Origin of the sequence: Streptomyces sp. NPDC091377, assembly GCF_044757045.1 — a bacterium.
In the GTDB taxonomy this organism is placed as follows: domain Bacteria; phylum Actinomycetota; class Actinomycetes; order Streptomycetales; family Streptomycetaceae; genus Streptomyces.
In genome coordinates, this window is the sequence record NZ_JBIVUE010000014.1 from 72,238 (window position 1) to 86,497 (window position 14,260).

At 70.2% G+C, this 14,260-nt stretch carries 10 protein-coding genes; 4 read left to right on the forward strand and 6 right to left on the reverse strand.

Annotated features, from left to right (window positions below):
* Positions 1-61: 61 nt before the first annotated feature.
* The gene (uvrA, locus tag ACIQNG_RS27335) at positions 62-3,262 is read right to left on the reverse strand and encodes an excinuclease ABC subunit UvrA (protein ID WP_401488636.1); all 3,201 of its coding nucleotides are present in this window, start codon (positions 3,260-3,262) and stop codon (positions 62-64) included.
* Positions 3,263-3,484: 222 nt separating this feature from the next.
* Between uvrA and ACIQNG_RS27340 the strand changes: the two genes are divergently transcribed.
* Together ACIQNG_RS27340 and ACIQNG_RS27345 are read left to right on the forward strand one after the other, a co-directional pair.
* A complete protein-coding gene (locus ACIQNG_RS27340; protein ID WP_401488637.1) occupies positions 3,485-4,273 on the forward strand; it encodes a maleylpyruvate isomerase family mycothiol-dependent enzyme in 789 nt (262 codons plus the stop codon).
* A 151-nt stretch (positions 4,274-4,424) separates the two neighbouring features.
* On the forward strand, positions 4,425-5,081 hold the full coding sequence (locus ACIQNG_RS27345) for an MBL fold metallo-hydrolase (protein ID WP_401427403.1): 657 nt from the start codon (positions 4,425-4,427) through the stop codon (positions 5,079-5,081).
* Positions 5,082-5,187: 106 nt separating this feature from the next.
* Here the strand turns inward: ACIQNG_RS27345 and aroQ are convergent, their stop codons facing one another.
* Positions 5,188-5,646, reverse strand: a complete 459-nt coding sequence (aroQ, locus tag ACIQNG_RS27350) for a type II 3-dehydroquinate dehydratase (protein ID WP_401488639.1) — start codon at positions 5,644-5,646, stop codon at positions 5,188-5,190.
* A 117-nt stretch (positions 5,647-5,763) separates the two neighbouring features.
* Between aroQ and ACIQNG_RS27355 the strand changes: the two genes are divergently transcribed.
* Both ACIQNG_RS27355 and ACIQNG_RS27360 read left to right on the forward strand, forming a co-directional pair.
* Positions 5,764-6,846, forward strand: a complete 1,083-nt coding sequence (locus ACIQNG_RS27355; protein WP_401488641.1) for a S66 peptidase family protein — start codon at positions 5,764-5,766, stop codon at positions 6,844-6,846.
* 71 nt (positions 6,847-6,917) lie between these two features.
* Complete coding sequence (locus tag ACIQNG_RS27360) at positions 6,918-8,225, forward strand: MFS transporter (RefSeq protein WP_401427395.1); 1,308 nt, start codon at positions 6,918-6,920, stop codon at positions 8,223-8,225.
* A 91-nt stretch (positions 8,226-8,316) separates the two neighbouring features.
* Here ACIQNG_RS27360 and ACIQNG_RS27365 read toward each other — a convergent pair whose 3' ends face one another.
* The 4 genes from ACIQNG_RS27365 to ACIQNG_RS27380 form a co-directional block, all read right to left on the reverse strand.
* A complete protein-coding gene (locus tag ACIQNG_RS27365; RefSeq protein WP_401488643.1) occupies positions 8,317-9,417 on the reverse strand; it encodes a calcium:proton antiporter in 1,101 nt (366 codons plus the stop codon).
* A 463-nt stretch (positions 9,418-9,880) separates the two neighbouring features.
* Positions 9,881-10,888, reverse strand: a complete 1,008-nt coding sequence (locus ACIQNG_RS27370) for a TerC family protein (RefSeq protein ID WP_401427389.1) — start codon at positions 10,886-10,888, stop codon at positions 9,881-9,883.
* 438 nt (positions 10,889-11,326) lie between these two features.
* The gene (locus ACIQNG_RS27375; protein WP_401488645.1) at positions 11,327-13,303 is read right to left on the reverse strand and encodes a TerD family protein; all 1,977 of its coding nucleotides are present in this window, start codon (positions 13,301-13,303) and stop codon (positions 11,327-11,329) included.
* A 344-nt stretch (positions 13,304-13,647) separates the two neighbouring features.
* A complete protein-coding gene (locus tag ACIQNG_RS27380; protein WP_401427384.1) occupies positions 13,648-14,226 on the reverse strand; it encodes a TerD family protein in 579 nt (192 codons plus the stop codon).
* Positions 14,227-14,260: the final 34 nt, after the last annotated feature.

A 14,260-nucleotide genomic window follows, 5' to 3' on the forward strand; every position in this document is an offset into this window, starting at 1 on the left:
TTCCCGCAGCACACCGCCCGCACCGAATGTCACCGGTTCGAGTGACACGGTCCGCTCGGCCTCACGCCTTCCGAGTCCGCGCCGCCTTCTTCGCGGCAGCCGGCTTCTTCGAGGCGGCGGTCGTCTTCGTGGCGGCAGTCGTCTTCGTGGCGGTCGTCTTCGAGGCCGTCGTCTTCGAGGCGGCCGTCTTGGCAGCACTCGCCGTCTTCTTCGTGACGCCCGCCGCCTTCTTCGACGCCGTGCTGTTGACGGCCCCGGCCGATGTCACCGCTCCCGCCGACTTCGCTCCCGCCGACTTCGCCGCCCCGGTGGCCCGGGTGGTGCGGGCGGTCGCCGTCCGCTTCGCCGCGGTCTTCGCCGCGACCGTCCTCTTGGCCGCCGCCTTGCGCGGGGACTTCATGGGGGCGGCGTCGCTGATCCGGTCCGGGTCGAGGATCTCCCGCAGGAACTTGCCGGTGTGGCTGGTCGACACTCCGGCGACCGCCTCGGGGGTGCCCTCCGCGACCACGAGGCCGCCTCCGGCCCCGCCCTCGGGGCCCATATCGACAACCCAGTCGGCGGTCTTGATCACATCGAGGTTGTGCTCGATGACGATGACCGTGTTGCCCTTGTCGACCAGACCGGCGAGCACCGTCAGCAGCTTGCTGATGTCCTCGAAGTGCAGACCGGTGGTCGGCTCGTCCAGGACGTAGACCGTGCGTCCGGTGGATCGCTTCTGCAGTTCGCTGGCGAGCTTCACCCGCTGGGCCTCACCGCCGGACAGGGTGGTGGCCGACTGACCGAGGCGGACATAGCCGAGACCCACCTCGTGCAGGGTCCGCAGGTGGCGGGCGATCGACGGGACGGCCTCGAAGAAGTCCAGGGCCTCCTCGATCGGCATGTTCAGGACCTCGGCGATGGACTTGCCCTTGTAGTGGACGTCCAGCGTCTCCCGGTTGTACCGGGCTCCGTGGCAGACCTCGCACGGGACGTAGACGTCCGGGAGGAAGTTCATCTCGATCTTGATCGTGCCGTCGCCCGCGCAGTTCTCGCAGCGACCGCCCTTGACGTTGAAGGAGAAGCGTCCCGGTTGGTAGCCGCGGACCTTCGCCTCGGTGGTCTCCGCGAAGAGTCTGCGGATGTGGTCGAAGACACCGGTGTACGTCGCCGGGTTCGAGCGCGGGGTGCGGCCGATGGGCGACTGGTCGACATGGACGACCTTGTCCACCAGGTCGTCGCCCTCCACGCGCGTGTGGCGTCCCGGCACGCTCTTGGCACCGTTCAGCTCACGCGCCAGGTGGGTGTACAGGATGTCGTTGACCAGGGTCGACTTGCCGGAGCCGGACACACCCGTGACCGCGGTGAACACGCCCAGCGGGAAGGACACATCGATGTCCTGGAGGTTGTTCTCCCGGGCGCCGAACACCGTGAGCTGCCGGGACGGGTCGTGCGGGCGACGGATCTCGGGCAGCGGGATGGCCTTCCGGCCCGCCAGATACAGCCCGGTCTGCGACTTCTCGTTGGCGAGAAGCTCCTTCAGCGAGCCGCTGTGCACGACCTCGCCGCCGTGCTCACCGGCGCCGGGGCCGATGTCCACGATCCAGTCGGCGACCTTGATGGTGTCCTCGTCGTGCTCCACGACGATCAGCGTGTTGCCCATGTCGCGCAGCCGGACCAGCGTCTCGATCAGCCGGTGGTTGTCGCGCTGGTGCAGACCGATGGAGGGCTCGTCCAGGACGTAGAGCACGCCGACGAGTCCGGAGCCGATCTGGGTGGCGAGGCGGATGCGCTGGGCCTCGCCGCCGGAGAGGGTGCCCGCGGCGCGGTTCAGCGAGAGGTAGTCCAGGCCGACGTCGACCAGGAAGCGCAGCCGTTCGTTGACCTCCTTCAGCACGCGCTCGGCGATCTTCTTGTCACGGGCGTTGAGCTTCAGCTCGCCCAGGAACTCCGCGCAGTCGCTGATCGACATCGCCGAGACCTCGGCGATCGACTTCCCCATGACCGTGACCGCGAGGACGATCGGCTTCAGGCGGGTGCCCTGGCAGGTGGGGCAAGGCACCTCCCGCATGTAGCCCTCGAAGCGCTCACGGCTGGCGTCGGACTCGGCCTCGCTGTGCCGCCGCTTGACGAAGGAGACTGCGCCCTCGAACGGTGTGGTGTAGACCCGCTCGCGGCCGTACCGGTTGCGGTAGCGCACCTCGATCTGGGTCTTGTGGCCGTACAGCAGGGCCTTGCGCGCGCGCTGGGGCAGGCCCGCGAAGGAGATGTCCGTACGGAATCCGAGCGCGTCCGCGAGGGCGCTGATCAGCCGGCCGAAGTAGTCCTTGGTGTGTCCGTGCGACCAGGGGTGGATCGCACCCTCGTCGAGGCTCTTGTCCTCGTCGGGGACGATCAGCTCGGGGTCGACCTCCATGCGTGTGCCGATACCCGTGCAGTCGGGGCAGGCGCCGAAGGGCGAGTTGAAGGAGAAGGAGCGGGGCTCCATCTCCTCGAAGGACAGGTCGTCGTACGCGCAGTACAGGTGCTCCGAGTACATGCGCTCGCGCTCGGGGTCGTCCTCGGGGAGGTCCACGAAGTCCAGGACGACCATGCCGCCGGACAGGCCGAGGGCGGTCTCCACGGAGTCGGTGAGCCGACGCTTGGCGGAGTCCTTCACCGTGAGACGGTCCACGACCACCTCGATGGTGTGCTTCTCCTGCTTCTTCAGCGTGGGCGGCTCGGAGAGCTGAATGGTCTCGCCGTCCACCCGCGCGCGGGAGTAGCCCTTGGTCTGGAGGTCGGCGAAGAGGTCCACGAACTCGCCCTTGCGCTCACGCACCAGCGGCGACAGCACCTGGAAGCGGCTGCCCTCCGGCAGTTCCAGGACCTTGTCCACGATGGCCTGCGGCGACTGGCGCGAGATGGGCCGCCCGCACTCGGGACAGTGCGGCTTGCCGATGCGCGCGAAGAGGAGGCGCAGATAGTCGTAGACCTCGGTGATGGTGCCGACCGTGGAGCGCGGGTTGCGCGAGGTGGACTTCTGGTCGATGGAGACCGCCGGGGACAGTCCCTCGATGAAGTCGACGTCCGGCTTGTCCATCTGGCCGAGGAACTGGCGGGCGTACGAGGAGAGCGACTCCACATACCGGCGCTGGCCCTCGGCGAAGATGGTGTCAAAGGCCAGGGAGGACTTGCCCGACCCGGACAGGCCCGTGAAGACGATGAGCGAGTCGCGAGGCAGGTCGAGCGAGACATTCTTCAGGTTGTGCTCGCGCGCGCCACGGACGATGAGACGGTCGGCCACGCCGGTCCGCACCTTTCTTGAGAGAAGTGACAGGGGCGAGGCCCCCGTCTTTCTCAGACTAGGGGGAGCCACTGACAACGCCGGTCGGATTCCGGGTTGCATAACAATCCCCAGCCATCCAGCATGCCCGACGCCACGGACGACCTTATAGCACGTGTATTCGATTTACGGCCTGAGAGAGCCACCTTCACCCGAAGGAGTGGCGGGATTAGGGTCGGTCCCATGACTGATCACGTGCGTGACCTGGCCTCTGTACGGGACGCGACGGAGCGGCTGCTCAGCGCGGTCGCCGCACTGGACAACGCTTCCACGGCAGAACCGTCACGGCTGCCCGGCTGGACCCGCGGCCACGTCCTCGCCCACCTCGCCCGCAACGCGGACGCCCTGGTGAATGTTCTGCAAGGGCGTCCCATGTATGTCTCCGCCCGGGCCCGGGATGCCGACATCGAGCGGGACGCGCCGCGCCCCCTGGACGTCCAGGTCGCCGATGTGCGCGACACCGCGGCCCGGATGCGGGACGTCGCCGCGGTCCCCGCCGACTGGTCACGCACGGTGGAGCTGCGCAACGGCGTCACCGACTCCGCGTCCCGGGTGCCGTTCCGGCGCTGGGTCGAGGTCGAGCTGCACCACGTGGACCTGGGTATCGGCTACGAGCTGGAGGATCTCCCGGAGGAGTTCACCGAGCGGGAGATCGCGTTCCTCGCCGACCGCTTCGCCGGGCACCCGGACGTGCCGCCGACCCGGCTGACCGACGGTACGCGCGCGTGGCGCACGGGACGGCGGACGGAAGAGACACGGGACACAGGAGAGACACGGGACACAGGAGGGACAGGAGAGGCAGGTGTGGCGGAGGAGACCGGGGCGGCAGGAGGGGCCGGGGCTGCGGAGATCACCAAGGAGATCACCGTCACGGGTCCGCCCGCCGACCTCCTCGGCTGGCTGGCCGGCCGCCGCGAGGGCACCGCCCTCACGGTGACGGGCGGGGCACTCCCCGCGCTGCCGCCGCTGTAGGACGCTGCCACCGTGCAAGGCGTCTTCCGCCGCTGCAAGAGGCGTCGCCGCCGCCCTGGGAGCCTCGGCACCGGTAGGCGACGTCCGACAGCCTCGCTCGCCTTCACGGTCCGCCCCTCCCCTGTCACTGCCCCGCCCTAGACTGGCCGGCATGACGTACAGGGGACAGGTGACGGTCGGCGGCCCGGCGGATGTGCACGAGCTGAAGGACCTGATCATCACCAAGATCGCGGTCGGTCCGATGGACAACAACGCCTATCTGCTGCGCTGCCGGGCCACGGACGAGCAGTTGCTGATCGACGCGGCGAACGACGCCGGTACGCTCCTCGGCACGATCGGTGACGACGGCATCGCGTCCGTCGTCACCACCCACCAGCACGGCGATCACTGGCAGGCGCTCGCCGAGGTGGTCGAGGCCACCGGCGCCCGCACCTACGCGGGCCGCGACGACGCCGAGGGCATCCCCGTACCGACGGACGTCCTGGTCGACGACGGCGACACGATCACCGTGGGGCATGTGCGGCTGACCGCGCGCCATCTGGTCGGCCACACACCCGGCTCGATCGCGCTCGTCTACGACGACCCGCACGGTCATCCCCATGTGTTCACGGGGGATTGCCTGTTCCCGGGGGGTGTGGGCAACACGCGTAAGGACGCCCGGGCGTTCGCCAGCCTCATCCACGACGTGGAGACGAAGATCTTCGACGTGCTGCCGGACGAGACCTGGGTCTATCCGGGCCACGGCGACGACACCAGCCTGGGCACCGAGCGCCCCCACCTTCCGGAGTGGCACGCGCGCGGGTGGTGACGCCGGACCACCCTCCGGGACCACCCTGGACCACCCTCCGGAGGGGCACACCCCGGGAGCAGACCCCAGAACCACACCCCGGGGGCGGGCCGGCTGCCGCCCGGGGCTACGCGCCCGCCAGCGCGGCGACCCGCTCCACGCCGAACACATACCCCTGCACCCCGCACCCCGCGATCACCCCGTCCGCCCGCTGGGAGACGTAGGAGTGGTGCCGGAACGCCTCCCGCTGGTGGATGTTGGAGATGTGGACCTCCACCACCGGCAGACCGTCGCAGGCGTTGAGGGCGTCCAGGAGCGCGACGGACGTGTGCGAGTAGGCGGCGGGGTTGATCACGATGCCGCAGTGGTTCAGCCGGGCCTCGTGGATCCAGTCGACGAGTACGCCCTCGTGGTTGGACTGGCGGAAGTCCACCGTGCCGCCGTGGGCCGCCGCGGCCTCGGCGCACAGGGCCTCGACGTCGGCCAGCGTGTCGGAGCCGTAGATCTCCGGCTGGCGCTGCCCGAGCAGGTTCAGATTCGGGCCGTTGAGGATCATGATCGGGGCGTTGGCCAGGCTGCGGGGCACGGTTCCTCCGGTCCGGTCGCGCGGATGCGTCCGCCGGAACCGCTGCTCGGCCCCGGTGGGTCTCGGGACCCGGTTTATCACGGTGCGCCGCTCGGGCAGCCCTCGTATCCTCGCGAAATGATCACACCCGACAGGCCCGACAGGCCCGGCAGAACTGTTCCCCCCGTCACTCCCGAGAAGCCCGTGCCCGGTGACCGGATCGCCGTCGTCTCGCCCTCCTCCGGGCTGCCCGGTCTCCTTCCGCTCCCCTTCGAGCTGGGCCTCAAGAGGCTGCGGGAGGACTTCGGGCTGGAGCCCGTCGAGTATCCGGCGACCCGGAAGACGGGCTCGACGCCTCAGGAGCGCGCGGACGATCTCCACGCGGCCTTCGCGGACCCCGACATCAAGGCGGTCATGGCGTCGATCGGCGGGGACGACCAGATCACCGTACTGCCTCTGCTCGACCGGGAGTTGATCAGGGCCCGTCCGAAGCCGTTCTTCGGCTTCAGCGACAACACCAACCTGCTCGCCTTTCTGCACCGCACCGGGATCGTCGGCTATCACGGCGCCTCGGTGATGACCGAACTGGGCCGGCCGGGCGCCCTGCACCCGCAGACCGCCGACTCGCTGCGCGCCGCCCTGTTCACCTCGGGCCCGTACGAACTGCGGCCCGCCGAGCGGTGGAACGACGTGGACCGGGACTGGGCGGATCCCGCGACCTTCGACGCCGAGCCGGAGTCCCGGCCGGGCACCGGCTGGACCTGGGTGAACGCCGATCGAGTGGTGGAGGGCCGCAGTTGGGGCGGCTGTCTGGAGATCCTCGCCCCGCTGCTGATGGCGGACCGCGAGATCGCCCCTGATCTGTCGGCCTACGACGGTGGGGTGCTGTTCCTGGAGACCTCGGAGGAACTGCCCAGCGCCGAGGAGGTCTTCCGGATCCTGCGCACCATGGGTGAGCGCGGTCTGCTGGCGCGTTTCTCCGCACTGCTCATGGGCCGCCCCAAGACCTGGTCCTTCGAGCGGCCCCACAGCCCCGAGGAAGGCGCACGGTACGCCGCCGGGCAGCGCGAGGCGGTACTGCGCGCCCTGCGCATGTATGCCCCGACCATGCCGATCGTCTTCGACGTGGATCTCGGCCACACCGATCCACAGCTGGTGATCCCCTACGGCGGTCAGGTCCGGGTCGACGGCCCCGCCCGGCGCATCACCGTCATGTACTGAGCGCGTCGCACACCACCGCACGCCACCACGTGCCCCCGTAACCCCGGGTCACCGTGGCTAGTTGACGCGGCATGCACGATGTACGCACCGCAAGACCACCCGGCATGCTGCGGCTCGCGATGGCCTCGCTCGCCGGGACGGCCATCGAGTTCTACGACTTCTTCGTCTACGGGACGGCGGCGGCGCTGGTCCTGGGGCCGCTGTTCTTCCCGACGTTCTCGCCGGTCGCGGGAACGCTGGCCGCCTTCGGGACGTTCGCCGTCGGATTCGTCGCCCGGCCGCTGGGATCGGTGCTGTTCGGGCACATCGGGGACCGGCGGGGACGACGCCCGGTCCTGGTGATCTCGCTGCTGCTGACCGGCGCCTCCACAGTCGCGGTCGGCTTCGTCCCGACGTACGACACCATCGGTGTCGCCGCCCCCGTACTGCTGCTGGTGCTGCGGTTCCTCCAGGGCCTGGGGCTGGGCGGCGAGTGGGGCGGGGCGGTGCTGCTGACCGCCGAGCACGCGCCTCCCGGACGCCGCGGACTATGGTCCAGCTTTCCGCAGGTCGGACCCGCGCTGGGCTTCCTCCTCGCCAACGGGGTGATGCTCACGCTGTCCGCGACGCTCTCCGACGCGCAGTTCGCGGCCTGGGGATGGCGGATCCCGTTCTGGGCAGCGGGGGCGCTGGCGCTCGCGGGGCTGTGGCTGCGTTCGTCGCTCGCGGAGAGCCCGCAGTTCCTGGCGATGGACGAGCGCGCGCGGGTACCACTGGTCGAGGTCGCGCGTGATCACTGGCGGCTGGTCCTGCTGACGGCCGGGGCGCTGGCGGTCGGATACGCGATCTTCTACGCGGTGACGACCTGGTCGCTGTCGTACGCCACGGAGCGGCTCGGTGTCAGCCGTACCGTGATGCTGGCCTGCATCATGGCCGCGGTCCTGGTCAAGGGCTCCCTGACACCGGTGGTGGCCGTTCTCGGGGACCGTCACGGTCGACGGCCGCTGTGTCTGGCCGGGTGCACGGCGGCGGCCCTGTGGATGTTCCCGATGGTCGCGCTGCTGTCGACCGGCGCGCCGCTGCTGATGTTCCTCGGGATCCTCGGCGCGTTGCTCGCGTTCATCACGATGTTCGCGGTGATCGCCGCGTATCTGCCCGAGCTGTACGAGCCGCGGGTGCGCTGCACGGGCGCCGCGGTGGGCTACAACCTCGGCGGGGTGCTGGGCGGCGCGCTCACGCCGATCGTGGCGACCGCCCTCGCCGAGCAGGGGGGCCGGGTGCCGTGGGGGGTGGCCGCGTATCTGACCGGGATCGCGCTGTTCAGCCTGGTGTGCTTCGCCCTGCTGCCGGAGACCCGGCCCGTGCCGGTGCAACAGGCCGCGCAGCCGGTCTCGGGGTGAGGCGGGGCGGACGGCAGGGAGGGGGTGGTGCGGACGGTCGTCCGCGCCACCCCCTCCGCGCTCCCTGAGGGGAGTACGCCGCCGGTTTCGACTAGGGGTTCATCGCCAGCACCAGGTACGCCGCGAACAGGATCAGGTGGACGCCGCCCTGGAGCGGGGTGGCCCGGCCGTGGACCACGGTCAGGGAGCTGACCACGACGGTCAGGGCGAGCAGGACCATGTGGGTCGCGCCCAGGCCCAGGACCAGCGGGCCGGACAGCCAGATCGTGGCGAGGGCGACGGCCGGGATGGTCAGGCCGATGCTGGCCATGGCGGAGCCCAGCGCGAGGTTGAGACTGGTCTGCACCCGGTCGCGGCGGGCGGCGCGCAGCGCGGCGATGGTCTCGGGCAGCAGCACCAGCAGCGCGATGATCACACCGACGACGGCCTGTGGCAGGCCGGCTCCCTCGACGCCCGACTCGATGGTGGGCGAGACGCCCTTGGCGAGCCCGACGACCCCGATCAGGGCCAGGCCCAGCATGCTCAGGCTGATCATGGCGGTGCGGAAGGTGGGCGCGTCGGCGTGGTCGTCGGCGTCGATCACCTCGCCGTCGCGTGTGATCGGGAGGAAGTAGTCCCGATGTCTGACGGTCTGGGTCGCCACGAACAAGCCGTACAACACGAGTGACGACACGGCCGCGAAGGTGAGCTGGATCCCGCTGAACTCGGGTCCCGGCTTGCTGGTGGTGAAGGTCGGCAGCACCAGGCTGAGGGTGGCCAGCGTGGCGACGGTGGCGAGGGCGGCGCCGGTGCCCTCGGAGTTGAAGACGGCCGTGCCGTGCCGCAGCGAGGCGGCGAGCAGACAGATGCCGACGATGCCGTTGCAGGTGATCATCACCGCCGCGAAGACGGTGTCTCTGGCCAGCGTGGCGCTCTTGTCGCCGCCGTCCAGCATCAGCGTGACGATCAGGGCGACTTCGATGATCGTCACGGCCACGGCGAGGACGAGGGAGCCGAAGGGTTCACCCACCCGGTGGGCGACGACCTCGGCGTGGTGCACGGCGGCCAGTACGGATCCGGCCAGTACGAGGGTGACCAGAACGACGACCGCGCCCGACAGATCGCGTCCCCAGGTGAAGACCAGCAGGATGACCGCGAGTACGGGCACCGCGTATGTCCACTGGGTGACGAGCGGCCTCAACCGAGCGGTCATGCTGCGATCTTGCCAGAGGGCCCCGGCCTTCGCACTCTGGTGCGCACCGCCCGTGTCCTGCGGTTTCTCGGCCGTCCGGTGCGGGTCGTGGTGGTCCGCCCGGTCGTTCTGTCTGTCCTGCGGTCGCTGCTGCTGCACATAGCCTCCCCTGCGTCTCGAACGGCGAGAGGAAGCGTTCCGGCCGTCGCACCGGGGCTCGGGCCGTCACCGGGCCCGTGGGCGGCTGCCGCCGCCGTGGACCCGAACCGGCCTTGCGGGGCCGGTCCCTCATCTCCTCCTGCGCTCGATCGTGAATCTGGATGAACTGTTCACATACCGGGGCGGCGTCCGGCCGGGCCGGGCGCCGCTCTGGTGGTGATCCTCCCCGGGTCCGTCGTACGCCATCCTTGCGGACGGCGGACGACGTCTCGGGATACGACGGGTGACGTCACACCGTACGGCGTCGTCGGACGCCGTGGGCGGGTCAGACGCCGATGTTGTCCTTCGGGCCGTCGCCGCCCGACTGCTCGGCCTCCGCCGCTTCCTCCAGCGCCTTCTTCTTGGAGGCGCGCAGGCTGGTGATCGTGGTGACGATCAGCACGACGCAGATCACGCCCAGGGACACCGGCGTGGAGATGACCGGGACGTGCACCCCGGACTCGTGCAGTGCGTGCAGCACCAGCTTGATGCCGATGAAGCCCAGGATGACCGACAGGCCGTAGCTCAGGTGGACCAGCTTCTTGAGCAGTCCGCCCAGGAGGAAGTACAACTGTCGCAGACCCATGAGGGCGAAGGCGTTGGCGGTGAAGACGATGTACGGGTCCTGCGTGAGACCGAAGATCGCCGGGATCGAGTCGACGGCGAACAGCAGGTCGGTGGTGCCGATCGCGAGCATGACGACCAGCATCGGCGTCATGACGCGCTTGCCGTTCCGCTCGATCCACAGCTTGGTGCCGTGGTAGCGGTCGGCCACGCCGAACCTGCGCTCGGCCGCCTTGAGGAGCTTGTTCTCCTCCCAGTCCTCGTCGTCCTCGTCCGCACGCGCCTCCTGGATGAGCTTCCAGGCGGTGTAGATCAGGAACGCACCGAAGATGTAGAAGACCCAGGAGAAGTTGGCGATGACCGCGGCACCGGCCGCGATGAAGATCGCGCGCAGCACCAGGGCTATCAGTACACCGATCAGCAGCACGCGCTGCTGGTACTGGGACGGCACGGCGAACTTCGACATGATCAGTACGAAGACGAAGAGGTTGTCGACGCTCAACGACTTCTCGGTGATGAATCCGGCGAAGAACTCACCGGCGGGCTGTCCGCCGCCGAACACCGCCAGTCCGAGTCCGAACAGGACGGCGAGGGCGATCCAGACGATGGTCCAGATGCCCGCTTCCTTGATCGACACATCATGGGGCTTGCGCCCGATGAAGAAGTCGACTGCGATCAGGGCGGCAAGGCCGACCACGGTGAGGACCCATAGGGTCAGGGAAACATCCACTGCGCCTCCGGCAGTACGTAACGGCAAGCTGTCAGTCAGCGTCGTCGCTGCCGGAGGTCTCTTCCACCCGATCCTCCGTGCGCAGGACGCACACGGAAGCCGCGGGCCGGCGCCCCGGGATCTGGCCTGATCCGTATTGACGGGTACGCCGCAGTTGGCAGGGAGTACTCCCCTCCGATGGAGATAAGCATACCCCCACGACCAAGGAAAGGTAAAGCCTTAGGTAAACTAAGCATAAAGTTCGCTGGTCAGGGGAGTTTTGCTCGACTTTGAGCAAAAGCAGCGACGGTTTTCAGCCGTTCCGGCGGCGGGGCTTGACGTGAGGTGGCCACGGGCCGCCACGGCCCCTGCCTCTGCATCCGCCTCGCCTCTGTCCCTGCCTCCGCCTCGCCCCTGCCCCTGCACGGTGTGGCGTACGGCCCCGGTGGGGGGCGGCCGTCAGCGGTTCCAGGACCGGCGGGCGGTGGCGACCTGGGTGAGGACCTGCTGGAACACCAGGCTGTCGGGCGGCACCAGCGGCGGCTCGTACGTCCAGGCGTGTCCCACCCAGGGGTCGGCCAGATGATCGTCGGGCACCGGGGTCAGCCGCAGCAGCGAACGCCACAGCGGGTCGAGCAGCGGACCGTAGGCCGTGGCGTCCTCGCGGTCGGCGACCATCATCAGGTGCACCCCCACGGCGGGACCCTCGTCGGCGAGGTAGCGCAGCTGGGTCACGGCCCGGTCGTCGAAGCCGTGCGGGAAGTCGTTGACCACCAGCAACTGCTGGGCGGTGTCGAGGTCGGGCGGGAGCGCGTCGGAGGCTCCGCCGCGGATCGCCATCTGCACCAGGTCCACCCGCTGGGTGAGCCGGCCCAGGGTCTCCGTGACCCCGGCGGCGCCGACGGCCGGCGGGGCGGCCAGCACACCGGTCCGCACCAGCGGGGCGAGCGCCTGTGCGCCGGAGCCCGCCGGGTCGATGACATGCACCGTGAACTCGCCCGCCGGGTGCACCGCGAGCAGCCGTGCCGTGTGGGCGACCGCGGCCTCCATCGCGAGACGCCGCAGATCGTGGGCGTCGGTGAACGAGCCGTCGGGCGAGCCCGCCCGGCCGGCGTCCACCCAGATCCCGCGCTCCAGCGGCAGCCGGACCAGCAGCGGGATACGCAGCTGAGGGCTCTCGGGCAGATGGAGGTCCCCGAGGCGCATCGCCATCGGCAGCTCCATGGGGACCTGGTAGGCGTGCCAGGCGGGGTTGTCCCAGCCCGCGTACGCCGCGGGCAGGGCGGGTTCGACCACTTGGGACTCCGCGACGAGCTGGGCCACGTCCCGGTCGAGGGACTGCCGGGCCTGGTCGACCAGCTGATCGTGCTTGGCCCGGGCGGCGGCGCGGGCGGCGTCGCCCTGGCCCCCTAGGCGGGCGCGCGGGTCCGACAGGACCTGGTCCAGCTCCTTCTCCATCCGCGACTCGGCGAAGTCCGCGGCGCTCCGGTAGGAGGCCGTGGTGCGGGCCAGGTCCTCGAACATGCCCCACACCTGGTTGTAGAGCCGCTCCTCCATCGACCAGCCGGTGGCGTCACCCGCGACGGGCTGGGTGGGCCGTCCGGGCGCGGCCGGGGGCGCGGCGGGCGGGGGCGGCGGCGGGGCGGTGTTCCGTCGGCGCGGGTGGCTGTAGTCGATGGGGCCGTCGGTGGGCGCCGACCGCGGCGGGACGGTGGACGGGTCGCCGGGCGGGGTCTGCCCCGGCCGGCCCGGACCGGTGGGCTGGGCTCCCGGGGAGGTGCCGTAGGGCGAACCCTGCTGGTCCGGGTTGCGGGCCGGGGCCGCCGTCTGGCGGGTGCGGTCGCCGTCCGAGGTCCGCGGGGGCGGTGCCGCGACCGAGCGGGCGAGGCCCGAGGCCACCGCGTCGTTGATCGCGCCGGCCAGTTGGGCCGCCTCCGGCAGCCCCTGGTCGGTGAGCAGTTCGGCGAGACCGCCGGCGTAGCCCTGGCCGACGGCCCGCACCTTCCAGGCGCCCTGCCTTCGGTACAGCTCCAGGGCGACCACGGCGGACTCGGCCTCCAGGCCGGTGACCGTGTACGTGGCGACCTCGGTGCCGTCGAGGCCGGTGACCGCGAGGAAGGGGGCCGCCACAGCGCCGAAGGAGAGCGGGCCGCCGACGCCGACCGGGAGGCCGAGCAGCACATGGATCCGGTGCACGGGGTCCGGCATGGCGTCCAGGTCCACCGCGAGCCGGTGGTCCGCCGCCGCCTGCCGGGAGACCTCAAGGCCGGGCAGGGTGGGCGAGCCCGGGTGGGCCACCCACTCCACCCCGTGCACCGTGCCCTGCTCGTCGCTGAGCGTGGCGGCGGCCACGATCGGCCGGCCGGCCGAGACCCGGATCTCCAGACGGGCCTGGGAGAGCGGATGGTTCTGCCCCCGCACCAGCTCGGCCGTCATCGCGTCAGTCCCCCTGTGTCGCTGTGTCGCTGATCGGTGTGTCGATGATTGGTGGGTTGATGATTGATGCGCCGATGATCGGTGGGTCGATGATCGGTGGGTGTTGCTGTTCGGTGTGTCTAGCTGTTCGGTGTGTCGTTGCTCAGCGTGTCGGCCCGTACGTCGTGAGCGGTCGGGTTCGTACCGAGGGGGAGCGGCCGGCCTGCACCCTCGTGGGTGGCCGGTCCGCACCGCGTACGCGGGCCCCGTGCCCTGGCCGGGCCCCGCGTCTCGGCCGGTCCGTCGTGGGCGGCCTGTGTACGGCACCGGCCCGGAGGCGGCACCGGCCCCTGATCGCCTCTTGCCTACAGGTGCGGCAGGACGGCCGGCATCAGGTCCTGGAAGGTGCGGCCGTTGGCGGGTGTGCCGAGCGCCGTCATCGTCCAGTTGCTGCCGGTGCGGTGCACCTTGGCCATGATCTGGGCGGTGTAGGAGCCACCGCCGGCCAGGGTGTAGCGGGCCAGCTCATCGCCGTTGGTCTCGTCCACCAGGCGGCAGAACGCGTTCTGCACCTCCTGGAAGGTCTGACCGGTGAACGAGTTGACGGTGAAGACGATCTGGTCGATGTGGACCGGCACGCGGGAGAGGTCGACCAGGATCGCCTCGTCGTCTCCGCCCTGACCGACACCGCCGACGAGGTTGTCACCGGTGTGGCGCACCGAGCCGTCGTCGCTCACCAGGTGACGGAAGAAGACGACATCCACCGGCTGCTTGTCCGCGAACAGCACCGCGGAGGCGTCCAGGTCGATCTCCCGCGTGCGCGAGCCGAACAGGCCACGCCGCGGGGCCGCCTGCCAGCCGAGACCCATGCGCACCGCGGTCAGGCTGCCGCCGTCGTTCTTCTGCAGACTGATGGCCTGACCCTTGGTCATGTTGACGGTCACGCGCTGATTCCCCTCTTTCGAGCTGTCCCCTGTT